Origin of the sequence: Enterobacter quasimori (assembly GCF_018597345.1) — a bacterium.
GTDB lineage: Bacteria > Pseudomonadota > Gammaproteobacteria > Enterobacterales > Enterobacteriaceae > Enterobacter > Enterobacter mori.
The window spans coordinates 16,545-39,477 of record NZ_JAHEVU010000008.1 but is presented as its reverse complement, the minus strand read 5'-3'; the positions used below and the strand labels follow the sequence as shown (position 1 = coordinate 39,477).

At 59.2% G+C, this 22,933-nt stretch carries 21 protein-coding genes; 4 read left to right on the top strand and 17 right to left on the bottom strand.

Annotation, left to right across the window (positions count from 1 at the left end; all coding sequences use genetic code 11):
• Positions 1–26: 26 nt before the first annotated feature.
• The 3 genes from actP to acs all read right to left on the bottom strand — a co-directional run bounded on the left by actP (position 27) and on the right by acs (position 4,080).
• On the bottom strand, positions 27–1,676 hold the full coding sequence (gene actP, locus KK102_RS21025; RefSeq protein ID WP_126546127.1) for a cation/acetate symporter ActP: 1,650 nt from the start codon (positions 1,674–1,676) through the stop codon (positions 27–29).
• Positions 1,673–1,987 (bottom strand): DUF485 domain-containing protein, encoded by a 315-nt coding sequence (locus tag KK102_RS21020; protein ID WP_120159816.1) that lies wholly within the window; start codon positions 1,985–1,987, stop codon positions 1,673–1,675. The genes actP and KK102_RS21020 overlap by 4 nt, the downstream gene beginning before the upstream one ends.
• Before the next feature lie 134 nt (positions 1,988–2,121).
• Positions 2,122–4,080 (bottom strand): acetate--CoA ligase, encoded by a 1,959-nt coding sequence (gene acs, locus KK102_RS21015; RefSeq protein WP_216358369.1) that lies wholly within the window; start codon positions 4,078–4,080, stop codon positions 2,122–2,124.
• Positions 4,081–4,503: 423 nt separating this feature from the next.
• Between acs and gltP the strand changes: the two genes are divergently transcribed.
• On the top strand, positions 4,504–5,817 hold the full coding sequence (gene gltP / locus KK102_RS21010; RefSeq protein WP_024906735.1) for a glutamate/aspartate:proton symporter GltP: 1,314 nt from the start codon (positions 4,504–4,506) through the stop codon (positions 5,815–5,817).
• Positions 5,818–5,900: 83 nt separating this feature from the next.
• Here the strand turns inward: gltP and KK102_RS21005 are convergent, their stop codons facing one another.
• The 3 genes from KK102_RS21005 to fdhF form a co-directional block, all read right to left on the bottom strand.
• A complete protein-coding gene (locus KK102_RS21005; RefSeq protein ID WP_216358368.1) occupies positions 5,901–6,575 on the bottom strand; it encodes a tetratricopeptide repeat protein in 675 nt (224 codons plus the stop codon).
• Positions 6,576–6,696: 121 nt separating this feature from the next.
• Entirely contained in the window at positions 6,697–6,849 is a 153-nt protein-coding gene (locus KK102_RS21000; RefSeq protein ID WP_032650616.1) for a Hok/Gef family protein, read from the bottom strand.
• Positions 6,850–7,170: 321 nt separating this feature from the next.
• A complete protein-coding gene (gene fdhF, locus KK102_RS20995; protein WP_216358367.1) occupies positions 7,171–9,318 on the bottom strand; it encodes a formate dehydrogenase subunit alpha in 2,148 nt (715 codons plus the stop codon).
• A 256-nt stretch (positions 9,319–9,574) separates the two neighbouring features.
• Between fdhF and KK102_RS20990 the strand changes: the two genes are divergently transcribed.
• Positions 9,575–10,306, top strand: a complete 732-nt coding sequence (locus KK102_RS20990; RefSeq protein WP_126546131.1) for a response regulator — start codon at positions 9,575–9,577, stop codon at positions 10,304–10,306.
• Here KK102_RS20990 and KK102_RS20985 read toward each other — a convergent pair.
• The 6 genes from KK102_RS20985 to KK102_RS20960 all read right to left on the bottom strand — a co-directional run bounded on the left by KK102_RS20985 (position 10,303) and on the right by KK102_RS20960 (position 16,449).
• Positions 10,303–11,307: a carbohydrate kinase family protein gene (locus KK102_RS20985; protein WP_216358385.1), complete on the bottom strand. Its 1,005-nt coding sequence runs from the start codon at positions 11,305–11,307 to the stop codon at positions 10,303–10,305. The genes KK102_RS20990 and KK102_RS20985 overlap by 4 nt on opposite strands.
• Positions 11,307–12,167, bottom strand: a complete 861-nt coding sequence (locus tag KK102_RS20980) for a ketose 1,6-bisphosphate aldolase (RefSeq protein ID WP_216358366.1) — start codon at positions 12,165–12,167, stop codon at positions 11,307–11,309. The genes KK102_RS20985 and KK102_RS20980 overlap by 1 nt, the downstream gene beginning before the upstream one ends.
• A 10-nt stretch (positions 12,168–12,177) precedes the next feature.
• Complete coding sequence (locus KK102_RS20975) at positions 12,178–12,864, bottom strand: D-lyxose/D-mannose isomerase (RefSeq protein WP_126546132.1); 687 nt, start codon at positions 12,862–12,864, stop codon at positions 12,178–12,180.
• Positions 12,865–12,962: 98 nt separating this feature from the next.
• Positions 12,963–13,904: an ABC transporter substrate-binding protein gene (locus tag KK102_RS20970; RefSeq protein WP_216358365.1), complete on the bottom strand. Its 942-nt coding sequence runs from the start codon at positions 13,902–13,904 to the stop codon at positions 12,963–12,965.
• A gap of 32 nt (positions 13,905–13,936) precedes the next feature.
• A complete protein-coding gene (locus KK102_RS20965; protein WP_126546133.1) occupies positions 13,937–14,932 on the bottom strand; it encodes an ABC transporter permease subunit in 996 nt (331 codons plus the stop codon).
• On the bottom strand, positions 14,929–16,449 hold the full coding sequence (locus tag KK102_RS20960; protein ID WP_216358364.1) for a sugar ABC transporter ATP-binding protein: 1,521 nt from the start codon (positions 16,447–16,449) through the stop codon (positions 14,929–14,931). Before KK102_RS20960 ends, KK102_RS20965 begins: the two co-directional genes overlap by 4 nt.
• 125 nt (positions 16,450–16,574) lie before the next feature.
• On the opposite strand from KK102_RS20960, the gene KK102_RS20955 reads away from it, so the two are divergent.
• Positions 16,575–18,854 (top strand): ATP-binding protein, encoded by a 2,280-nt coding sequence (locus tag KK102_RS20955; RefSeq protein ID WP_216358363.1) that lies wholly within the window; start codon positions 16,575–16,577, stop codon positions 18,852–18,854.
• Between the two features lie 69 nt (positions 18,855–18,923).
• Entirely contained in the window at positions 18,924–19,250 is a 327-nt protein-coding gene (yjdP, locus tag KK102_RS20950) for a DDRRRQL repeat protein YjdP (protein WP_216358362.1), read from the top strand.
• 82 nt (positions 19,251–19,332) lie between these two features.
• Here yjdP and phnP read toward each other — a convergent pair whose 3' ends face one another.
• From phnP to phnL, 5 genes are read right to left on the bottom strand one after another with little or no spacing between them, the layout of a single operon-like run.
• Positions 19,333–20,091 carry a phosphonate metabolism protein PhnP gene (gene phnP / locus KK102_RS20945; RefSeq protein WP_216358361.1) on the bottom strand — a complete coding sequence of 253 codons (759 nt, stop codon included), beginning with the start codon at positions 20,089–20,091 and terminating at the stop codon, positions 19,333–19,335.
• A 9-nt stretch (positions 20,092–20,100) separates the two neighbouring features.
• On the bottom strand, positions 20,101–20,535 hold the full coding sequence (phnO, locus tag KK102_RS20940; RefSeq protein ID WP_126546138.1) for an aminoalkylphosphonate N-acetyltransferase: 435 nt from the start codon (positions 20,533–20,535) through the stop codon (positions 20,101–20,103).
• Positions 20,528–21,079: a ribose 1,5-bisphosphokinase gene (phnN, locus tag KK102_RS20935; protein WP_126546139.1), complete on the bottom strand. Its 552-nt coding sequence runs from the start codon at positions 21,077–21,079 to the stop codon at positions 20,528–20,530. Before phnN ends, phnO begins: the two co-directional genes overlap by 8 nt.
• Positions 21,076–22,212 (bottom strand): alpha-D-ribose 1-methylphosphonate 5-triphosphate diphosphatase, encoded by a 1,137-nt coding sequence (phnM, locus tag KK102_RS20930; RefSeq protein WP_216358360.1) that lies wholly within the window; start codon positions 22,210–22,212, stop codon positions 21,076–21,078. Before phnM ends, phnN begins: the two co-directional genes overlap by 4 nt.
• Entirely contained in the window at positions 22,209–22,889 is a 681-nt protein-coding gene (gene phnL / locus KK102_RS20925; protein ID WP_216358359.1) for a phosphonate C-P lyase system protein PhnL, read from the bottom strand. Before phnL ends, phnM begins: the two co-directional genes overlap by 4 nt.
• Positions 22,890–22,933: the final 44 nt, after the last annotated feature.

The following is a 22,933-nucleotide window of genomic DNA, read 5'->3' as shown; positions in this document are numbered from 1 at the left end:
CGGCCAGAATGGCCGGGGAGAAAGGCTTAGTGCGCGCGGCCCTGCTCGACGCCGAGACCGGTTTGTGAACGAATAAACTGGGCGCGGAATTTCTCGCGCTCCAGGTTACCCTCCGGCGAATTGTCGGTGGCCGAGAAGACCCAGATACCGATAAACGCCACGGCAATGGAGAACAGCGCCGGGTATTCATACGGGAAGATGGCGCTTGCGTGACCGAGGATCTGCACCCAAATCGTCGGGCCCAGAATCATCAGGATCACCGCCGTCAGCAGCCCCAGCCAGCCGCCAATCATCGCGCCACGGGTAGTCAGTTTCGACCAGTACATGGAGAGCAGGATGATCGGGAAGTTACAGCTTGCCGCAATCGAGAAGGCCAGCCCCACCATAAAGGCGATGTTCTGCTTCTCGAACAGGATACCCAGCAGGATCGCCACCACGCCCAGCACCAGCACGGTGATTTTCGAGACCTTCAGCTCATCGCGCTCGCTCGCGCCTTTGCGGATGACGTTGGCGTAGAGGTCATGCGACACCGCAGACGCGCCTGCCAGCGTCAGCCCTGCAACCACCGCGAGGATGGTGGCGAAGGCCACGGCGGAGATAAAGCCGAGGAACAGGTTACCGCCCACCGCGTCGGCCAGGTGCACCGCCGCCATGTTGTTACCGCCAATCAGCGCGCCCGCCGCGTCTTTAAACGCCGGGTTCGCCCCCACCAGCATGATCGCGCCAAAGCCGATGATAAAGGTCAGAATGTAGAAGTAACCCATAAAGCCGGTGGCGTAGAAGACGCTTTTACGGGCTTCACGCGCATCGCTCACGGTAAAGAAGCGCATCAGGATATGCGGTAAACCCGCGGTGCCGAACATCAGGCCGAGACCGAGTGAGAGCGCGGATATCGGATCTTTCACCAGCCCGCCCGGGCTCATAATGGCTTCCCCTTTCGGGTGGACCGCCATCGCCTCGGTAAACAGGTTATTGAAGCTGAACCCGACGTGCTTCATCACCATAAAGGCCATAAAGCTGGCGCCGAACAGCAGCAGGACCGCTTTGATGATCTGCACCCAGGTGGTGGCCAGCATGCCGCCGAACAGAACGTACATCACCATCAGCACGCCGACCAGCACCACCGCGACGTGGTAGTTCAGGCCGAACAGCAGTTCGATCAATTTACCCGCGCCCACCATCTGGGCGATCAGGTACAGCGCCACCACCACCAGCGAGCCGCAGGCGGAGAGGGTACGAATTGGCCCCTGCTTCAGGCGATAAGATGCCACGTCGGCGAAGGTGTAGCGTCCCAGGTTGCGCAGGCGTTCGGCAATCAGGAACAGAATGATCGGCCAGCCGACGAGGAAGCCGAGGGAGTAAATCAGGCCGTCATAGCCGGAGGTGTAGACCAGCGCGGAGATCCCGAGGAACGAGGCGGCGGACATAAAGTCACCCGCAATCGCCAGGCCGTTCTGGAAGCCGGTAATGTTGCCGCCAGCGGTGTAGTAGTCGTTACGGGAGCGCACGCGTTTCGACGCCCAGTACGTAATGTACAGCGTCAGCACCACGAAAATCAGGAACATGATAATCGCCTGCCAGTTGGTTGGCTGGCGCTGTACCTCGCCGGTAATGGCATCCGCCGCGTGGGCGGCAAAGGGAAGTGTGGCGGCTAGCGCCGTCAGGACTCGCTTCATGATGCTTTTACCTCATGCAGAACCGCTTTATTAAGACGATCGAATTCACCGTTCGCACGCCAGACGTATACGCCCGTCAGCACAAACGAAATGACAATCACGCCGATGCCGATCGGAATACCGCGCGTGACGCTGGTACCCGCGTGCAGCGGGGTACCCAGCCAGTGCGGGGCGAAGGCGATGAGCAGAATAAAGCCGACGTAGATAACCAGCATGATGATGGAAAGTAAGAAGGCAAACCGTTGCCGCTTATCGACGAGCTCCCTGTAGTGCGCACTATTCTCTATCTGCTGACAAATATGGTCATTCATCACAGAGTTCTCCAAAGGTAAGGTTGGTTTGTTTTATCCCCTCTCCCCTATGGGGAGAGGGTTAGGGTGAGGGGAGGAAGGTGCGGTCTGATGCCCTCACCCCGGCCCTCTCCCACGGGGAGAGGGAGAAAAAATTATGAAGGCATTGCGATGGCCTGCTTCTCTTCGAGCAGTTTGTCCACCACGCCAGGATCTGCGAGCGTTGAGGTATCGCCGAGGTTGCTGGTGTCCCCTGCCGCGATTTTGCGCAAGATACGACGCATAATTTTGCCGGAGCGGGTTTTCGGCAGCGAGTCGGTCCAGTGCAGCACGTCCGGCGTCGCCAGCGGGCCGATCTCTTTACGCACCCAGTTGCGCACCTCAGCGTACAGCTCTGGCGACGGCTCTTCGCCGTGGTTCAGGGTGACGTAGGCGTAGATCGCCTGGCCTTTGATGTTGTGCGGAATACCGACAACGGCGGCTTCGGCAATTTTCGGATGCGACACCAGCGCCGACTCAATCTCCGCGGTGCCCAGACGGTGGCCGGAGACGTTCAGCACGTCGTCAACGCGTCCGGTGATCCAGTAATAGCCGTCTTCATCACGACGCGCGCCGTCGCCGCTGAAGTACATGTTTTTGAAGGTCGAGAAGTAGGTCTGCTCGAAGCGCTCATGGTCGCCGAATAGGGTACGCGCCTGGCCAGGCCAGGAATCGACGATCACCAGGTTGCCTTCGGTAGCGCCTTCCTGCGGATTGCCTTCGTTGTCCACCAGCGCAGGCTGCACGCCGAAGAACGGACGGGTGGCCGAACCGGCTTTCAGCTGCGTGGCGCCCGGCATCGGGGTGATCATGAAGCCGCCGGTTTCGGTCTGCCACCAGGTATCCATCACCGGGCACTTCTCGTTGCCGATCTTCTTCCAGTACCACTCCCAGGCTTCGGGGTTGATCGGCTCGCCCACGGAGCCGAGGATACGCAGGGAAGAGCGGTCGGTCCCTTCGATGGCTTTATCGCCTTCCGCCATCAGCGCGCGGATCGCCGTTGGCGCGGTGTAGAGAATGTTGACCTGATGCTTATCAACCACCTGGCACATACGCGCCGGGGTCGGCCAGTTCGGTACGCCTTCAAACATCAGCGTCGTTGCGCCGCAGGCCAGCGGGCCGTACAGCAGGTAGCTGTGTCCGGTGACCCAGCCCACGTCGGCAGTACACCAGTAGATGTCGCCCGGATGGTAGTCGAAGACGTATTTAAAGGTGGTGGCCGCATAGACCAGATAGCCGCCGGTGGTGTGCAGCACGCCTTTCGGTTTGCCGGTTGAGCCGGAGGTGTAAAGGATAAACAGCGGGTCTTCCGCATTCATCTCTTCCGGCTGATGCTGGTCGCTCGCTTTTTCAATCAGGTCGCTCCACCACAGGTCGCGACCTTCGTTCCAGTCGATCTTGCCGCCGGTACGCTTAAGGACGATGACGTTGCTGATGGTTTTCACATTGGGGTTTTTCAGCGCTTCGTCGACGTTTTTCTTCAGGGGGATACCGCGTCCGGCGCGCACGCCTTCGTCAGCGGTGATCACCAGTTTTGAACTTGAATCGACAATACGACCCGCAACCGCCTCCGGCGAGAAGCCGCCGAAGATAACGGAGTGGATCGCACCGATGCGCGCGCAGGCCAGCATGGCAACCGCCGCTTCCGGCACCATCGGCATATAAATAGCAACGACGTCGCCTTTTTTAATACCTTGTTCCAGCAGCACGTTGGCAAAGCGGCACACGTCGCGGTGCAGCTCTTTATAGGTGATATATTTACTCTGCGAGGCGTCATCACCTTCCCAGATAATGGCCGTTTCATTGCCGCGCTCGGCGAGGTGGCGGTCAAGGCAGTTTGCCGCCAGGTTCAGCGTGCCGTCTTCATACCATTTAATGGAGACGTTACCCGGTGCAAAGGAGGTGTTCTTCACCTTCTGATACGGTTTGATCCAGTCAAGGATATGGCCCTGCTCGCCCCAGAAGAGGTCAGGGCTGGAGATGGATTGCTGATACTTCTCGTGGTACTGCTCCGGGTTTATCAGGCAACGGTCCGCAATGTTTGCGGGAATGTCGTGTTTATGGATTTGGCTCATGGCTTTTTTTCTCCGTGTAAGATGTTAATAATATGTCGCAAAAACGTTAATTGTAGGGGCTTTACAAGCTTTGTTTAGTATTTGGGCGGCAGATCACGCATTGTTTGAATAGGCTGAAAAATGAGCGAATGAAACTTTGAAGGGAAATAATTTACGCTGACGATTATTCACATTTATGTTTAAAAAAGCTTTTTTATAACAAAAGGTTATTTATCAGAATTAGGACAAACTCCCGTCATCCCCGCTTTTTCGAGTGAAATGCGTCGTTCTTTAAGGCTTGCGCAACAGGCCGTGCAAATGATACTCATACGCCGCGTTAAAAAATCCCATAAACCAACGCAACACAATTCATACCCTTTCAGTATGTCCCCATATTCATGCATTTTTTGTGAATAAGGCGCTTCATTGAGGAAGTCAGTTTCTATGAAAAACGTTAAAGTCAGCCTTGCCTGGCAGATCTTAATCGCCCTTGTGCTGGGCATCTTGCTGGGCAGTTACCTTCACTATCACAGCGACAGCCGCGAATGGCTGATTGCGAACCTGCTTTCACCGGCAGGGGACATCTTTATTCATCTGATCAAGATGATTGTGGTACCGATTGTGATCTCGACGCTGGTGGTCGGTATTGCGGGCGTCGGCGATGCGAAGCAGTTAGGCCGTATTGGTGCAAAAACCATTATCTATTTCGAAGTGATCACTACGGTTGCGATTATCCTCGGTATCACGCTGGCGAACGTGTTCCAGCCGGGTTCCGGGATAGATATGTCGCAGCTGGCTACGGTGGATATTTCGAAATACCAAAGTACGACCGCTGACGTGCAGAGCCACGCGCACGGCCTGATGGGGACTATTCTTTCGCTGGTGCCGACCAACATTGTGGCATCAATGGCGAAGGGCGAGATGCTGCCGATTATCTTCTTCTCGGTGCTGTTTGGTCTGGGACTCTCTTCTCTGCCGGCGACGCACCGTGAGCCGCTGGTCACCGTGTTCCGCTCTATCTCCGAAACCATGTTTAAAGTGACCCACATGGTGATGCGCTACGCGCCGGTCGGGGTGTTCGCGCTTATCGCCGTCACCGTGGCGAACTTCGGTTTTGCCTCCCTGTGGCCGCTGGCGAAGCTGGTCATCCTGGTGCACTTCGCCATCCTGTTCTTCGCGCTGGTGGTGCTGGGGATCGTGGCACGTCTGTGCGGGCTGAGCATCTGGATCCTGATCCGTATCCTGAAGGATGAGCTGATTCTGGCCTATTCCACGGCAAGCTCTGAGAGCGTGCTGCCGCGTATTATTGAGAAGATGGAAGCCTATGGCGCGCCAGCGTCGATCACCAGCTTCGTGGTGCCGACCGGCTACTCCTTTAACCTGGACGGTTCAACGCTGTACCAGAGTATCGCCGCTATCTTTATCGCGCAGCTGTACGGCATTGATCTGTCGCTGTGGCAGGAGATCGTGCTGGTGCTGACGCTGATGGTGACGTCCAAAGGTATTGCAGGCGTTCCGGGCGTTTCGTTCGTGGTGCTGCTGGCAACGCTCGGCAGCGTCGGTATTCCGCTGGAAGGTCTGGCGTTTATTGCGGGTGTTGACCGTATCCTCGACATGGCGCGTACGGCGCTGAACGTGGTGGGGAATGCCCTGGCGGTGCTGGTTATCGCCAAGTGGGAGCACAAATTCGATCGCAAAAAAGCGCTGGCGTATGAACGCGAAGTGCTGGGTCGTTTTGATAAGACGGCTGACCAGTAATGTAAAAAGCCGGGTGGCGGCTTCGCCTTACCCGGCCTACACAAGCCGTAGGCCCGGTAAGCGCAGCGCCACCGGGCAATGGTTTACTCCCCGCTCAACGCATCAAACTCTTCGCATCCCGTATCAAACCCTTCCGTGCAGCTCAGGTTCAACCAGTACAGTGCTTTCTGTTTATTGGGCGTGATAAAGCCTTTCTCACCCTGCCTGAACAACATCCCTGCCCAGTACTCGGCGTAGCCCGTACGCGAAAGGGCTGAACTCCGCTTGAACCACGAGGCGGCCTGCACGTCATCCTGCGCCACCTCTACGCCGTTGGCATAAATCAGCCCCAGCAGCAGTTGCGCATCGACCGCAGAGTCGCTGTCGATATCTTCGGTCGCCGTTTGCAGCAGTTTAATGGCCTGGGGATAGTCAGTTTTCCCCGCCTGAGTATTCACCAGCACGCGTGCCAGCATGATCGCGCCGCGTTTGCTGCCAGCAATGTTTGCCTGTTGGGCCAAGGCTTTGGCCTGGGCGTAATCGCCCTGCGTAAAAAGGATTTGCGAGAGCAGCCCCATGGCGTCGACATCGCCGCCTTTTGCGGCTTTCTCGGCCCACAGCGCGGCCTGCTTGCTGTCGCCGGAGCTGAAGTACGTATCGGCAAGATAATACTGGGCACGTGCATCACCGGCTTCCGCCTGTTTCCGATACTGGCTGCCTATCTCATCCGCGCGGGCGAAGGACGTTAAAAACACGAACAACAGAAAAATGGCTTTCATGGATTCTTATCATCTGGGTACACGCCGCGCAGTATAATCGCGGGCGCAAAAGAAAAAAACGGGTGCATTAAGACCTCAGCATCCTACAAGCCGGGCGGAACCGTTGTTCCGCCCGCAGAGGTTAGCCTGGGTTGCAGGCTAATTTCGCCGCCACCTCCTGATGCTCACTCTTTATTGAAAACTCGCAGAGCCTGCCGCGAGTAATAAAGGTAAAGATCACTATCGTCAGGCAGATAATAAAGACGATGCCTAACGCAGTTTTTAATGGCGTCATGCCTTTTACTCCTTGTCAAAAAAAGAATAAGAGGCTACTCTCAACTTGTTGGAGTTGAGGGAGTAGCCTCGGGTAAATGAAAATTTCCCGGGGCTTCCTGCTTTCTGTCCCTCAACAATGCTCAAGACAGAAAGTCTTAAGCACCCGCCGCACATCTTATCCCTCTGAATTAAAATGCAAAGATGTAATTCTTTTTCGCGAAAATTACATTATTTCTGCGAGCCGCTTTCCAGAATAATAATTGATATTTTTAATGGATTAAGCGGAAATAAAAAGGGAGTGAATATTTCACTCCCTTTATTCATCGTTTAATTAACGGCATCAACCCATTGCGCTTTCGCGCAGCCGGGCTTTCAGCTTGTTATATTCGTCGATCACATACTGTTCCGCCGCGTGCTGATCCACAATCGGCTCAACGTTGACGGCGCAGTATTTATACTCCGGCGTTTTGGTTATCGGGCTTAAGTTCTCCGTCACCAGCTCGTTACAGGCGCCAATCCACCACTGGTAGGTCATATAGACCGCCCCTTTGTTCGGACGGTCGCTGACCTGCGCGCGGGTAATGATGCGGCCCTTACGCGAGTTCACCCACACCAGCGCTTCGTCCTCAATACCGAGGCGTTCCGCATCGGCGGTGTTGATCTGCGCGTAGCCCGGTTCATCCGCCAGCGCCGCCAGCGCGGCGCAGTTGCCGGTCATGGAGCGGCAGGAGTAGTGGCCCACTTCACGCACGGTGGAGAGCACCATCGGATACTCGTCGGTGAGCTTATCGATCGGCGCGACCCAGTCGCAGGTGAAGAACTGCGCCAGCCCGTTCGGGGTGTCGAACTTCTCTTTAAAGAGGTATGACGTCCCCTGATCGGATTCTGACTCATCCCGGCACGGCCACTGGATGTAGCCCAGCTCACCCATTTTTTCATAGGTTGCCCCATAAAAGTCCGGACACAGATGCCGCAACTCGTCCCAGATCTCCTGAGTGTTGTTGTAGTGCATCGGATAGCCCATGCGGGTGGCGATTTCGCTGATGATCTGCCAGTCCGTTTTCAGATCCCACTTCGGCTCGACTGCCTTAAAGAAGCGCTGGAAGCCGCGGTCGGCTGCCGTGTAGACGCCTTCATGCTCGCCCCAGGAGGTCGACGGTAAAATCACATCCGCCGCCGCCGCGGTTTTGGTCATAAAGATATCCTGGACAATCACCAGCTCCAGATCCTCAAACCCTTTGCGCACCGCAGACAGTTCGGCGTCGGTCTGGAGCGGATCTTCACCCATGATGTAGGCCGCACGCACTTCGCCATGCGCCGCGCGATGCGGCAGCTCGCTGATGCGGTACCCGGTGTGCTCAGGCAGACTTTCCACGCCCCAGGCCTTCGCGAACTTGGCGCGATTTTCCGGGAACTTCACGTACTGGTAGCCCGGATAGGTATCCGGCAGCGCGCCCATATCGCAGGCACCCTGGACGTTATTCTGACCGCGCACCGGGTTGACGCCGACGTGCGCCTTGCCAAGGTTTCCGGTCAGCATCGCGAGGCTGGTCAGCGAGCGCACGGTCTCCACGCCCTGGTAGAACTGGGTCACGCCCATACCCCACAGAATGGCGGCGGTTTTCGCCCCGGCATACATGCGTGCCGCCTGGCGGATCTCCTGCGCGCTGACGCCGGTGATCGCTTCAACCGACTCTGGCGTATAGCCTTCGACTATTTTCTTGTACTCTTCAAAGCCTTCCGTACGGGTCGCGACAAACGCCTGGTCGTACAGGTTCTCCTCAATGATGACGTGCCCCATTGCGTTCAGCAGCGCGATGTTCGAGCCGTTTTTCAACGCGATGTGCATATCCGCAATGCGCGCGGTTTCAATTTTGCGCGGATCGCAGACGATGATTTTTGCCCCATTCTGTTTAGCGCGAATAACGTGGTTCGCGACGATAGGGTGAGAATCCGCCGGGTTATAACCAAAGATGAAGACGAGATCGGTATTATCTATCTCGTTGATGGCATTGCTCATTGCGCCGTTACCGACCGACTGGTGCAGACCTGCAACCGATGGGCCGTGTCAGACGCGAGCGCAGCAGTCGACGTTATTGGTTCCAATAACGGCGCGCGCGAATTTTTGCATCACATAGTTGGTTTCATTCCCCGTTCCGCGGGAAGAGCCGGTGGTCTGGATGGCATCCGGGCCATACTTGGCCTTGATGGCGCTCAGGCGCGTGGCGACGTAATCCAGCGCCTCGCTCCAGGAGACGGCTTCCAGCTTGCCGCCGCGCTCGCGGCGGATCATAGGGGTTTTCAGGCGCGGGGTGAGGATTTGGGTATCGTTAATAAAATCCCAGCCGTAGTAACCTTTCAGGCACAGCGTGCCCTGGTTGGTTTTCCCCTGTGCGGCCTCTGCCCGGACGATTTTGCCGTTATCGACCACCAGGTGGATCTTGCAACCTGAGGCACAATAAGGGCAAACCGTGACGACTTTTTTCATCAGTCTGCTCCAGTTAATCGAATCTTTCGCACCCACTATGCAGCTTCTATGCCATGTTTTTAATGTGGGTATCTCCAGACTGTACGGCTGATATGTGCGCAAAACCCTGACGAAAAACAGGCAATCGTCAAAATTGACGTGTCGAAAGGGCAGCGGATGTGACATGGGTTGAATTTCCGTCACGTAAAAAACAATTTGGCTGGAGCCGACGGCAGAATGGTTCAGACTTAACATAATCCCCTGACGGAAGCATACGATGAAACCGGCGATTCTGGTGGTTGATGACGATACGGCAGTGTGTGAATTGCTGCAGGACGTGCTCAGCGAGCACGTCTTTACCGTGCTCGTCTGCCATAACGGACAGGACGCGCTGAGCCGGGTACATCAGGAACCGGGTATCGCACTCGTGCTGCTGGACATGATGCTGCCGGATATCAACGGCCTGCAGGTCTTGCTCCAGTTGCAAAAGCAGCGGCCAGAACTGCCGGTAGTCATGTTGACGGGGCTGGGCAGTGAATCCGACGTAGTCGTGGGCCTGGAGATGGGCGCCGACGATTACATCGGCAAACCGTTTAACCCGCGCGTGGTGGTTGCCCGCGTGAAGGCGGTACTGCGACGGACGGGCGTGCTGGCAGCAGAAGCCCCCGCGCCGCGTGCGACGGGCGTTGCTTTCAACGGCTGGACGCTGGATACCACCCGCTGCGAGCTGAGCGATCCGCAGCGTAACACCGTCCCTTTAACGCAGGGCGAGTACGGCCTGCTGCTGGCGCTCACGCAAAATGCCCGCCGGGTACTCAGCCGCGAGCAGCTGCTTGAACTCACCCACAGCGAAAGTACCGAGGTGTTCGACCGTACGATTGACGTGTTGATCATGCGTCTGCGACGAAAAATCGAGGCCAACCCGCATCAGCCTGCGCTGATTAAAACCATTCGCGGTCTGGGCTATGTCTTTGCCACCGACGTTTCCCATAGCGAGAAAGCGGCCTAGGTATTCTCTTTGATAAACAGCTGCAGCTCGGCCAGCGTTTTCGCGCCGTCAATCGCGTTGGCGGCCAGCAGGCTTGCCCGCGCGCAGGCGTGCGCCAGATAAATACTCTCGGTAAGCGACAGCGATTCATGGCAACCGTATAAAAACCCCGCGCAAAACGCATCGCCCGCGCCGACGCTGCCGATAATCTCTTCCTGCTCCAGCATCCACGACGGGATCCAGCGGCCTTGCTCACCCGGAGCTTCCCCCCATGCCCCTTCCGGACAGTGGATCACCACCCGCTGACGAACGCCTGCCGCCAGCAGCTGCGCGGCGGCTTCAGCAATATGGGCTGTGTTCAGCGCATCGCTGCCGTCGCGCATCTCCAGCCCGCTAAACTCTCCGGCCTCCAGCTCGTTAATGACCAGATAATCCAGATGGCGCAGGGCAGGGAGCACCAGCGGCTGGTAGCGCGGGTCGCCCTTGCGGGACACCAGGTCGAGCGAGGTTTGATATCCCTGGTCGCGCATCTGCGCCAGCAGCCGCGCGCTGCGGGTGCCAAATTCGTCGTCGGGCATATCCAGGCTGTCGAGCAGCAGCAGGTAGCCGAGATGGAAGATCTTCATCGATCCGTCTAAGCGATCGAAAGCGGGAAGATCCAGCAGGCGGTTGGCGCCCGGCGAGTGGAAGAAGGTGCGCTGTCCGCTGGGATCGGTCATCACCTGCGACATTGACGTTGGGGCGAACGTCGTGCGCTGCACGCGCTGGCGGTTGACGTGGTACTGGTCAAGCATCGCCAGAATGTAGTCCCCGTCTCCGTCTTCGCCAATCAGCCCCACCGCCTGCAGCGGCAGGCCGACGTGCATTTTCGCCAGCGTCAGCAGCACGTTGAGGGGCGCGCCGCCGGTCGATCGTTCGCTGTGGGTGATTTCCGCCAGCCAGCCGCGCTCCGGCCACTGCACGATCTGGTGGACGTGATCCACCAGCATATTGCCTGCGGCGATGATGCCTTTGCGTTCCATCATGCCTGCCCCGCGCTGCCGAAGATGCGCATCTGTTCGGCGACCGTATCGGTTATCGCCTCTTCTATCCCCAGCAGCAGCTCGGCAAACTCGTCGTACAGCGGCTGGCGGTTCGCCATGCGCTGCTCCACGGCGGCAAGCGCGGCCTGCGACATGCCGGTATAGAAGTTGATTTTATGAATGCCCAGCTCGACGGCGCGGCGGAAGTCGGCATCGCTAATCCCGGAGCCGCCGTGTAAAACCAGCGGCAGTCCCGTCTGTTGACGAATGGCGTCCAGACGCGGGAAATCGAGCTTCGGCTCGCCTCTGTATTTGCCGTGCGCGTTACCGATAGCCACCGCCAGCGCGTCGATGCCGGTTGAATCGACAAATTCGCGCGCCAGCTGCGGGTCGGTAAAGAACGCTTCGTCCGCATGCCCGTAAAGCGCGCCGCCTTCATCACCACCGACCGCGCCCAGCTCCGCCTCCACCGACACGCCCACCGCGTGGCACATCTTCACCACTTCCCGCGTCTGGCGAATGTTTTCCTCGTAGCTTAGCGTCGATCCGTCGAACATCACCGAGCTGAACCCTAAGCGCAGGGCGCGTACGACGGCCTCAAAATGCAGCCCGTGGTCGAGGTTAAGCACCACGGGAATGTCGTGACGAGCGGCTTCGAACTTAACCGCCTCGACAAGCGAATCCAGCGACACGTACTTAAAATGCACTTCGGCGATGTTGATGATAAACGGCGAGCGTTCCTGCTTCGCGGCGGCGAACAGCGCGCGCAGGAAGTGGGAATCGAGCACGTTAAATGCGCCCAGTGCATAGCGGTGTTGTCTGGCGTGGGCAAGACCGTCGGCAAGAGAAATCAATGGCATCATTCACCCCTTATATCCGAAACAGGTTGTACTCGTTGCACAGCACCAGCACCGCCGGCTCGTCTTCTTCGATGTTGTTATAGCGGGCAACGGGCTGCAAAAAGTGGTTGTCGTGTTCATCGTCATTGACCGAGGAGACTTCGCCCACCAGCACGTCGCCGAAGCCGCGTTCGCCCCAGAAGCTGTGGTAAAGAGTGGGCGTCAGGCAGATGCTTTCCCCGGGCAGCAGCCGCAGCTGGCTGCCGGGCGCGTGGGTCTGACGGCAGCCGTCTATCGTGACGGTCACATCCGTGTTTTCGGTTTCTTCATGCGCGCCCGCGTTCCATAACTCTATAATCAGATTCCCGCCGCCCCGGTTGATGATGTCTTCGCGCTTGCGCCAGTGAAAATGCATCGGCGTCACCTGGCCGTCGCGCACGTGCATGATTTTTTCAGCATAGCCTTTTTCATACGGAACGCCGTTGGGCGAGCCGTTGCGCAGGGTGAACAGCGTCAGGCCCTCAGCGGCAAAGTTGTTGCCGCCGAACGCCGTCACGTCCCAGCCGAGCTTGAGGTCGAACACTTCCTGCCACGCGGCCTGGTCAAGCTGCTGCCATTTTGTTGGCGGAAAGCTGGCAAACGGCGGGAGATGCACGTCGTGCATGGAGAAAAACTGCCGCGTGTGGCCGAGGATTTCATTGATGTCGGAGCGTTTCATGGTACTCCTTGAATTTTATGCAAAACCTTACCCCTCACCCTAACCCTCTCCCCTTTGGGGAGAGGGCCGGGGTGAGGGGGCATCAGGCTGCAGCGAGGTTACTTAACCGTCCACCCCTTATAGGTCCCGACGTTCTTTTTATCGATCATCGTCACCGGGATCAGCACCGGCGCTTTCGGCGCAGGTTTACCCTGGAGAATGTCATAGCCGATCTCCACCGCTTTTGCCGCCATGACCTGCGGATCCTGCGCAGGGGTCGCCACAAACAGGGAGTTTTCCCGCTTCAGCGCTTCCTCACCGTCCGGTGAACCATCCACGCCGACGATAAAGAACTCGTTGCGCTGAGCCTGCTTGGCCGCCAGATCGGCGCCGATCGCGGTCGGATCGTTAATCGCAAACACGCCGTCGATCTTCGGATTGGCCGCCAGCAGGGAGGTCATGACTTCCAGACCGCCTTCACGACTGCCCTTGGCATTTTGGTTATCCGAGAGCACCTTGATATCCGGATATTTTTTGAATTCCGTCTGGCAGCCTTCCACGCGGTTTTGCACTGCGGAAACCGGTGGTCCGTTGATGATCACCACGTTGCCTTTGCCTTTCAGGCGGTCGGTAATGTACTTACAGGCCATTTCGCCCGCCTGGGTGTTATCGGAGGTGATGGTGGCATCAGTCCCTTCCGCCGCTACGTCAACCGCCACGACCACGATCCCGGCGTCCTTCGCGCGCTTCACCGCCGGGCCGATCCCTTTGGAATCCGCGGCGTTGAGGATGATCATGTCCACCTTCGCGGCAATAAAGTTGTCGATCTGCGCCACCTGCTGACCCAGATCGTAACCGCTGGAAACCAGCGTCACCTTGACGTTATCGCCAGCCAGCTTGCGCGCTTCCAGCTCGGCACCTTTGGTGATCTGCACGAAGAACGGGTTGGCCAGGTCGCCCACCGTCACGCCGATGGACTTCAGATCTTTTGCCTGCGCAAACGGCGTTGCGGCAAGCAGCGCGCCAGCACAGAGCGCGGTCACTAAGGGTTTCAAACGCATATGGTTTTCCTCGAAGCTGTAGGGTGTTGTTGTTATGCACTTTGATGGTGTCGGGTACGGTATTTGTCGATCAGCACCGCTATGATGATCACCGCCCCTTTGATCACCAGCTGCCAGAAGTAGGAGACGCCCATCAGCGTCATGCCGTTATTGAGGGTGGCGATGATCAATGCGCCGACCAGCGTGCCGGTGATCGTGCCGATCCCGCCGACGAAGCTGGTGCCGCCGAGGATCACCGCCGCAATCGCATCCAGCTCGTAACCCGTGCCGAGGTTACCGTTAGCGCTGTAGAGGCGCGAGGCGCTCATGACCCCGCCGAGGCCGGAGAGCAGGCCGCTCATGCCGTAGACAAACAGCAGCACCAGCCAGACCTTGATGCCGGTCAGCCGCGCCGCCTGCATGTTGCCGCCCACCGCGTAGATGTGAACGCCGAGGGTGGTGCGGCGCAGGATGAACCAGCACACCACAATGACCGCCAGGGCGATCGCCACCAGCCACGGAATCGGGCCGAGGTAGTTATTGCCGATCCACTCGAAGCTGATGTTGGAGTTAATGACCGTCGTGCCGTCGGCCAGCAGATAGGCCGCACCGCGCAGCGCCGTATAGGTGCCGAGCGTCACGATGAAGGGCGGCAGCCCGGCGAAGGCCACCAGCGCGCCGTTGAACAGGCCCAGCACCATGCCGAGCATCAGCGCGGCCGGAATGGAGAGCATCGCAAATTCAGGAATAAGCGAGACCACCATCGCCGCTACAGCCGTGGTGCCCAGAATCGAGCCCACGGAGAGGTCAATCCCGCCGGTTAAAATGATGAAGGTCATTCCCGCCGCCAGCACGATGTTGATCGACGCCTGGCGGGTAATATTCAGCAGGTTGCTCTCGGTGAAGAAGTTAGGGGCGATAAAGCCAAATACCGCCACAATCAGGATCAGAATCGGCAGGATACCGACCGTTTGCATCAGATCGCTCATCAGCATTTTTTTGGCGGAGGCGGATTTCGCCACCTGCTGCGGATGGGTAGGAGTTGTCATGATTGCACCGCCTGATGATGAGTGTCGTTCACGCCGGTTGCCAGCGTCATAATGTTTTCCTGAGAGATGTCGCGCCCGTGGAGCTCGCCCGCAATGCTGCCTTCGCGCATCACGTACACCCGGTCGCTCATCCCCACCACTTCCGGCAGCTCGCTGGAGATCATCAAAATCGCCACCCCTTTGCGCGCCATCTGGTTCATGATGCGGTAGATCTCGCTTTTCGCGCCGACGTCCACGCCGCGCGTGGGTTCGTCCAGAATCAGAATGCGCGGGCCGATGGCCACCCAGCGGGAGATGAGCAGCTTCTGCTGGTTGCCGCCGGAGAGCCCGCCCGCCCGCACCTGCGAATGCGGCACGCGGATGTTGAGCAGGGCAATGGCGTCATCGGAAATCGACTGGGCTTTTTTACGGTTTAGCATGCCGAAGGTGGCGTCGCGTTCCAGCGTCGCCATGGTGATGTTCTCCTGCGCCGCCAGCTCCAGAAACAGCCCCTGCTCCTTGCGGTTTTCGGTGAGAAAACCGATGCCGTTTTCGATGGCCGCACGCGGGGAGTGGATCACCACCGGCTCGCCGTCGACCTCAATCATGCCGCCGGTGGCTTTGCGCACGCCGAAGATGAGCTGCGCCAGCTCGGACCGTCCGGCCCCGACCAGCCCCGCCAGCCCGACGATTTCGCCGGAACGCACCTGTAAACTGCACGGCTGTACTTTTTTACCGTCGGTGAGGTGGTGGACGTTGAGGCGCGGGCTGCCGAGGGGGATATCTCGCTCTTTGTTGAACAGGTCGCTTAGCGGGCGGCCCACCATCATGCGCACCAGCTCAGAGGCATTCAGCTTGTCGCGCGTCAGGCTGCCGACGTACTGCCCGTCACGCAGAACGCTGACGCGGTCAGAGAGTTCATACACTTCCGCCATGCGGTGGCTGATGTAGATGATCGCCATCCCTTCATCGCGCAGGCGTAAAATCAGTTCAAACAGGCGATGTGTTTCCCGCGAGGAGAGGGCGGCGGTGGGTTCATCCATCACCAGAATGCGGCTATTGCGGTGCAGCGCGCGGGCGATCTCCACCTGCTGCTGTTCGGCGATGGTCAGCTTCATCACCAGATCGGTGGCGCTGAACTGCGCGCCGAGGCGGTCAATCACCGCCTGCGCCTGGGCAGCCATCTCTTTGCGCTGCACCATCCCGCCGCGCGACAGCTCGCTGCCAAGGAAGATATTTTCAGCAACGGTCAGATTGGGCGCGAGCTGCATCTCCTGATAAATCAGGGTGATGCCTGCGGCCAGCGCATCTTTCGGCCCTTTAATGTGAAACGGCTGGCCGTCGATCAGGATCTCGCCGCCGGTGGCGGTATAGGCTCCCGCGAGGATTTTCATCAGCGTGCTTTTTCCCGCGCCGTTTTCCCCCATCAGCGCGTGGATCTCACCGGGGAAAACCGTCAAATCCACACCCTTGAGCGCGTGGAAATTGCCAAACGTTTTGGCAATGCTGCGCATCTCTAATACCGGGGTTCTGCTCATGGCGGATCTCCTGCGAATGTCGATATCTGCACTTCATCACAGGTGCGTAAATGCAAAATGTCAGAAGCTGTTCATATTTGTCATAGTTATGAATAGCTAATGTGGATCACAGTTACGGAGTCAACATGTCTTCACGCCCCCCGTTTTTCGCCAGCGCCCGCGGACGCCTGCTGATTTTCAATCTGCTGGTGGTCGCCGTGACGCTGATGGTGAGCGGCGTGGCGGTACTTGGCTTTCGTCACGCGAGCCAGATCCAGGAGCAGGTGCAGCAGCAAACGCTGGACGACATGACCGGCAGCATGAACCTGGCTCGTGATACCGCCAACGTGGCGACGGCGGCGGTGCGGCTCTCCCAGGTTGTCGGGGCGCTGGAATATAAAGGCGAAGCCGAGCGGCTGAAGCAGACCCAGATGGCGCTTCGCCACTCGCTGGAACAGCTTGCGGAGGCACCGCTGGCGCAGCAGGAGCCGGCCCTGGTGGCGCGCATTATTCAGCGAAGCAATGAGCTCCAGCAGAGCGTGACGGAGATGCTGGAGCGCGGGCAGCGACGCCATCTGGAGCGTAACGCGCTGCTCAGCTCGCTATATCAAAGCCAGAGCTATCTGCGTCATCTGCAGGACATCAACCGCCGCTACAGCACCAACGTACCGGACGCGCAGCAGCTGATGGAAATGGACCGGCTGATCGCTGCCGCCATCGACACCCCTTCGCCGCGCGCGACCGTTCAGCAGCTTGACGCCGTGACGGCCATGCTTCCCCGGCGTGCCATCCAGCCTGTCGTGAACAGGGTTTTGCCTGATTTTAACATCGAGCTGCATAAACTTGCCCCTCTGTCGAAGCAGCTTGAGGAGAGCGATCTGGCGATAAGCTGGTATATGTTCCACATCAAGGCGCTGGTGGCGATCCTCAATAGCGACATCAATCAGTACGTGGAGCAGGTGGCGCAGGCCTCCCGGCTTCGCACCGCCCAGAGCCATCATGAACTGCAATCCATCAGCGTGTTTATCACCATTTTCGCCGTGCTGGCGCTGATCATCACCGGGTGCGCCTGCTGGTATATCTACCGCAATCTGGGCTCTAACCTGACGGCCATTTCCCGGGCGATGTCGCGCCTTGCGCACGGCGAGCAGGATGTTTCGGTGCCCGCGCTGCAGCGGCGCGATGAGCTGGGCGAGCTGGCGCGCGCGTTTAACGTTTTTGCCCGCAACACCGCCTCGCTTGAGCACACCACGCGTCTGCTGAAAGAGAAAACCTCCCAGATGGAGATCGACCGCCTCGAGCGTCAGGGGCTGGAAGAGGCGCTGCTGCATAGCCAGAAGATGAAGGCGGTCGGGCAGTTGACCGGCGGGCTGGCGCATGATTTTAACAACCTGCTGGCGGTGATCATCGGCAGCCTTGAGCTCACCGACCCCGAATCACCAGACGCGCCGCGCATTACCCGGGCGCTGAAGGCGGCCGAGCGTGGCGCCTTACTGACCCAGCGCCTGCTGGCGTTTTCCCGTAAGCAATCCCTGACGCCGCATGCGGTAGAGATGCTGCCGCTGCTGGAGAACCTCCGGGAACTGCTTCGCCACTCTCTGCCTGCCACCCTGACCCTGGAGATTGAAGCGCAATCCCCGGCATGGCCCGCGTGGATAGACGTCAGCCAGCTGGAAAACGCCATTATCAACCTGGTGATGAACGCGCGTGACGCGATGGAAGGGCAAAGCGGGGTGATCAAAATTCGCACCTGGAACCAGCGCGTGACCCGCAGCGACGGGCGCAGGCAGGATATGGTGGCGCTGGAGGTCATTGACCACGGCAGCGGCATGTTGCAGGAGGTGAAGTCCCGGGTCTTTGAACCGTTCTTTACCACCAAGCAGACCGGGAGCGGGAGCGGGCTAGGCCTGTCGATGGTCTATGGCTTTGTGCGTCAGTCCGGCGGTCGCGTGGAGATTGAAAGCGCGCCGGGACAGGGCACCACCGTGCGGCTTCACCTCCCGCGCTCGACGCTGCCCGCCGCTGCAGTTGATGAAGCGCTGTCAGCCACCGCCTCCGTCGAGAGCGAGCGCCTGGTACTGGTGCTGGAGGACGAAGCCGATGTCCGCCAGACCCTGTGCGAGCAGCTGCATCAGCTCGGCTATCTGACGCTGGAAGCGGACAACGGCGAGCAGGCGCTGAGCATGCTGGCGGCGTCGCCGGATATTGGCATGTTTATCAGCGACCTGATGTTGCCCGGAAGCCTGAGCGGGGCCGAGGTGATTAGCCATGTGCGCAGCCACTATCCGCAGCTTCCGGTGCTGCTGATCAGCGGTCAGGATTTGCGGCCCACGCATAATCCGCAGCTGCCGGACGTTCCGTTATTGCGTAAGCCGTTTACGCGGGTCCAGCTGGCGCAGGCGCTGCGGAAGGTCATGGTAATTTGAGATTCCTCCGCTACCCCCGTTCCCTGCCGTTCATTACCGTAAAGCCAGTCAACCTGTGAGACTGGCTCTATGAAACGTTACTCTACCGCGCTGTTATTTGGTCTGCTGTCTTTAACCAGCCAGCTGGCTCACGCCGATGTGATTGATGATGCCATTGGCAACATTCAGCAGGCGATCAACGATGCCTATAACCCCAGCAGCAGCCGCAGCGACGATGACGACGACGATCGTTACGATCGCAGCCGCCAGACCGACAGCCGCCAGTACGACGATCGCCGTCGGCAGCTTGAGGACAGACGCCAGCGCTTAGACGAGCGCCAGCGCCAGCTGGATGACGATCGCCGTCGGTTAGAAGAGGATGAGCGCAGGTTAGAAGACGATTACGATCGAGGATAAAGCCTGGTGGCGCTTCGCTGACGCAGGCCTACAAAACCCTGGGCCGTAGGCCGGGTAAGGCGCAGTCGCCACCCGGCAAAACTCAGTCGAGTACCAGCATCATCCCGTCATACCCCGCCTCAATTCCCTCCGGCAGCGGATTATCCATCATCCACACGTCAAACTGATGGCTGATGTGCGTCAGGATCACCTGCGGGCAGCCAATCGCCTCGTTTAACGCCATCACGGTAGTTAAGTCGCAATGGTTGCGCGGCGTCTCGTCGCGCGGCTCATGGCTGCAGTCAATAATCATCGCCTGCGGCGGGTTGTTGAGCAGAAACTTCACCGTTTTCTCCGGCAGCCCGGCGGTGTCCGAAAGCCATGCCACCCGGCTGTGGGCCGATTCCAGCAGATAGCCGAAGGTCAGTTTCGAATGATTGAGCGGCAGCGGCGTGACCCGCAGACCCTGGAGCTCAAACATCACAAACGGCTCCAGCGTGTGGCTGAAATCCAGGATCCCCGGATGCTTGAACAGGTCGTCGCAGCCCGCTTCGTCCGGCGGACCGTAAACGGGGATCGTCGCGCCCACGCCCCAGCGAAGGGGGAACAGCCCCTGAACGTGATCCATATGGTAGTGCGTGAGCAAAAACTGCTGAAAGCTGCCTGCGGGCCAGTCGTCCATCAGGTGCGGAATTCCCGCGTCCAGCAGCGTCACCGCATCGTTGAATTTGACCACCGCGCTGCAGGGGCGACGGCGATAGTTGTCCTGCAGGCGCGCCCGGCGGCAGGCCGCGCAGTCGCAGCCAAAGACCGGCACCAGCTGGGCGCTACCCGTCCCCGTGAGCGTGATTGTCAGACTCATAACGCACCTCTATAGCGGTTTGGTGAATCGGAAATGGCTCTGCGTATATCCTTCACGGACGTAAAAACGGTGCGCGTCCACGCGCTTCACGCTGGTGGAAAGTTCGGTCAACTCCGCACCGGCCTGCCGCGCAACGTCCTCTGCCCAGGCCAGCAGCTGACTGCCGACCTTCAACCCACGTGCCTGCGGCATCACCACCAGCTCCTGGATCTCGCCGATCCAGCGCGCGTGATGCAGGTGAAACTGCATGTGCAGACCGATCATGCCGATGACCTGCCCGTCCAGTTCGGCAAGGTGGTAGCGCATGTTGTGATCCTGCAGGTTGGCAAGGTAGCCCGCGTGAAACGCCTGATGATCGAACTCTGCCTGCTTAAGTTCGCAGATCAGAGCGTAAACACTCTGCGCGTCGTCGGCGGTGGCGGGGCGAAGCTGGCACTCAGGCATGCTGTTTCTCCTTCTGACGGATAAGCGATAAAAAGGTCTCGACTGACTGTAGCAAACTTCCGTCGTTATTGAGGACGTGGCAGCCCGACGGGGTGTAGCGCGCCGCACGCTCCAGGCGCTGGTCTATCTCTTTTGCGTTTTCCCGCCCCCGGCTTTGCAGTCGGCTGCGCAGAATATCCGGCGACACCTGCAAACAGATCGGCAGCAGCGCCGCCTCATACCGGGCTTTTGCCTGCGGTAGATGCGCGCGCGAGCCGTTAACCAGCACGTCAAAACCCGCATGCAGCCAAAGGTCGATTTCGATGCCCACGCCATAGTAAAAGCCGTTGGCGTGCCAGCTCAGCGCCAGCAGATTTTGCCCGGCGCGGGTAAAAAACTCCTGCTCGCTCAGGGCGATATGGTTTTCGCTTCCGGCGTTGGCCGCGCGGGTGATGTACCTGTGCGCGACCAACAGTCGCGCGTGTTCCTGCTGCCGCAGCGCCGACAGCAGGCTATCTTTCCCTGAGCCGGATGGCCCCATTAACCAGATGAGTCTTCCCATCAGAACACCCTTTTTCCCTGACGCCAGACGTGGTCGATATGAACGTGCTCGCCCTTGCGGTGGGCGAGCACCAGATCCGCACGTTTCCCTTCGGCAATTTCTCCGCGATCGTGAAGGTTAAGCGCCGAGGCCGGGTTTTTCGTCACCAGGCGAATCGCCTGCGGCAGCGTAAAGCGGTTGCCCTCGTCGTCGGCCACCCGGAACGCCGCGTCCAGCAGGCTGGAGGGGTAGTAGTCGGACGAGAGGATATCCAGCAGGCCGAGGGAGGCGAGCCTGCTTGCCGCGACGTTGCCGGAGTGCGATCCGCCGCGAACGATGTTCGGCGCACCCATCAGCACGTTCATGCCGTGCCTGCGTGAGGCTTCCGCCGCTTCGAACGTGGTGGGAAATTCGGCGATCGCGCTGCCAAGCAGGTGGGATTCGCGCACATGATCGTGCGTGGCGTCGTCATGGCTGGCCAGCGCGATGTTGCGGTCCCGGCACATCGCGGCAATAGCGAGGCGGTTCGGCTGCGACCACCGCGCTGCCAGCGCCAGCTGCTCCTTCTCGTAGCGCGCCATCTCCGCATCGTTGAGCGAGTATTTGCCCTGATAGTATTCGCGATACTTTTCAATGTTGGCGAACTGGCGCTGTCCCGGCGAATGGTCCATCAGGGAGACCAGTGACACCGGCTCGCGGTCAACCAGCTTTTCAAACAGCGGCAGGGTGGTGTGGTGCGGCAGCTCGCAGCGCAGGTGCAGACGGTGCTCGGCGCGGTTGAGGCCGCGCTTTTGCGTCTCCTCCACGGCGTTGATCATCTTCTCCAGATTCTCCAGGCGGTCGCCGCCGTCGCGCACGTCGCCAATCGCCACCGCGTCCAGCACGGTGGTGATGCCGCTGGCGACCATCAGCGCGTCGTGGCTGCTCATCGCCGAATGGGCGGGCCAGTCCACCTTCGGGCGAGGGGTGAAGAATTTGTCCAGATTATCGGTATGCAGTTCGATCAGCCCCGGCAGCAGCCAGCCGCCGTCGCCGTCCATCGCCTCCGGTGAGCGGCTCTGGGTTTCAGCAAACGCGCGGATGACGCCGTCGCGGATCTCGATTGAGCCGTCAACCACCTCATTTTCCAGCACCAGCTTGACGTTATTGATAATCATGCGAGAGTCCCCATTGGGTGCAGTCTGTCCGCGACGCGACTGCGAACGCTTTCGTCGTGGAAGATCCCGACGATCGCCGCCCCGCGCGCTTTGGCCTGTTCGATCAGCTCAACCACGGCGGCGCTGTTTTTATCGTCGAGCGAGGCGGTGGGTTCATCCAGAAGTAAAATCGGGTAGTCGACGATAAACCCGCGGGCGATATTGACGCGCTGCTGCTCGCCGCCGGAAAAGGTCGACGGGGCAAGGTGCCAGAGGCGCTCGGGCACGTTCAGGCGCGTCAGCAGGCTGGCGGCTTTGGCGGCGCAGGTTTCGCGCGGCGCGCCGAGATCCAGCAGGGGCTGCATCACCACGTCGAGGGCTGAGATCCGTGGGATCACCCGCAGAAACTGGCTTACCCAGCCGATCGTCGAGCGGCGCACCTCGAGCACTTTACGCGCGGGGGCCTGCACCAGATCGATCCACTCATCATTGTGGCGAATATGAAGATGGCCTTCGTCCGGGAGGTAGTTGGCGTAAAGGGAGCGCAGCAGGGTGGATTTTCCGCTGCCGGAGTGGCCGTGCAGCACTACGCATTCGCCCTTGCTGACCTCTAACGAGGCGTTTTGCAGCACCGGCAGGCGCACGCCGTTTTGCTGGTGGAGCACAAAGGTTTTACTTACGTTTTGTACGTGGATCATGTTGGCCTCGCGATTCGTTTTGCCGGGTGGCGGCTACGCCTTAC

Coding starts and splice junctions, on each gene's coding strand:
- phnL (WP_216358359.1), bottom strand. CDS start 22,889: ATGATCCACGTACAAAACGTAAGTAAAACCTTTGTGCTCCACCAGCAA.
- KK102_RS20960 (WP_216358364.1), bottom strand. CDS start 16,449: ATGAGCAGAACCCCGGTATTAGAGATGCGCAGCATTGCCAAAACGTTT.
- KK102_RS20970 (WP_216358365.1), bottom strand. CDS start 13,904: ATGCGTTTGAAACCCTTAGTGACCGCGCTCTGTGCTGGCGCGCTGCTT.
- acs (WP_216358369.1), bottom strand. CDS start 4,080: ATGAGCCAAATCCATAAACACGACATTCCCGCAAACATTGCGGACCGT.
- KK102_RS20990 (WP_126546131.1), top strand. CDS start 9,575: ATGAAACCGGCGATTCTGGTGGTTGATGACGATACGGCAGTGTGTGAA.
- KK102_RS20965 (WP_126546133.1), bottom strand. CDS start 14,932: ATGACAACTCCTACCCATCCGCAGCAGGTGGCGAAATCCGCCTCCGCC.
- KK102_RS20955 (WP_216358363.1), top strand. CDS start 16,575: ATGTCTTCACGCCCCCCGTTTTTCGCCAGCGCCCGCGGACGCCTGCTG.
- KK102_RS20975 (WP_126546132.1), bottom strand. CDS start 12,864: ATGAAACGCTCCGACATCAATGAAATCCTCGGCCACACGCGGCAGTTT.
- KK102_RS20985 (WP_216358385.1), bottom strand. CDS start 11,307: ATGGAACGCAAAGGCATCATCGCCGCAGGCAATATGCTGGTGGATCAC.
- phnP (WP_216358361.1), bottom strand. CDS start 20,091: ATGAGTCTGACAATCACGCTCACGGGGACGGGTAGCGCCCAGCTGGTG.
- KK102_RS21000 (WP_032650616.1), bottom strand. CDS start 6,849: ATGACGCCATTAAAAACTGCGTTAGGCATCGTCTTTATTATCTGCCTG.
- phnO (WP_126546138.1), bottom strand. CDS start 20,535: ATGCCTGAGTGCCAGCTTCGCCCCGCCACCGCCGACGACGCGCAGAGT.
- gltP (WP_024906735.1), top strand. CDS start 4,504: ATGAAAAACGTTAAAGTCAGCCTTGCCTGGCAGATCTTAATCGCCCTT.
- actP (WP_126546127.1), bottom strand. CDS start 1,676: ATGAAGCGAGTCCTGACGGCGCTAGCCGCCACACTTCCCTTTGCCGCC.
- KK102_RS21020 (WP_120159816.1), bottom strand. CDS start 1,987: ATGAATGACCATATTTGTCAGCAGATAGAGAATAGTGCGCACTACAGG.
- yjdP (WP_216358362.1), top strand. CDS start 18,924: ATGAAACGTTACTCTACCGCGCTGTTATTTGGTCTGCTGTCTTTAACC.
- KK102_RS20980 (WP_216358366.1), bottom strand. CDS start 12,167: ATGCCATTGATTTCTCTTGCCGACGGTCTTGCCCACGCCAGACAACAC.
- KK102_RS21005 (WP_216358368.1), bottom strand. CDS start 6,575: ATGAAAGCCATTTTTCTGTTGTTCGTGTTTTTAACGTCCTTCGCCCGC.
- phnM (WP_216358360.1), bottom strand. CDS start 22,212: ATGATTATCAATAACGTCAAGCTGGTGCTGGAAAATGAGGTGGTTGAC.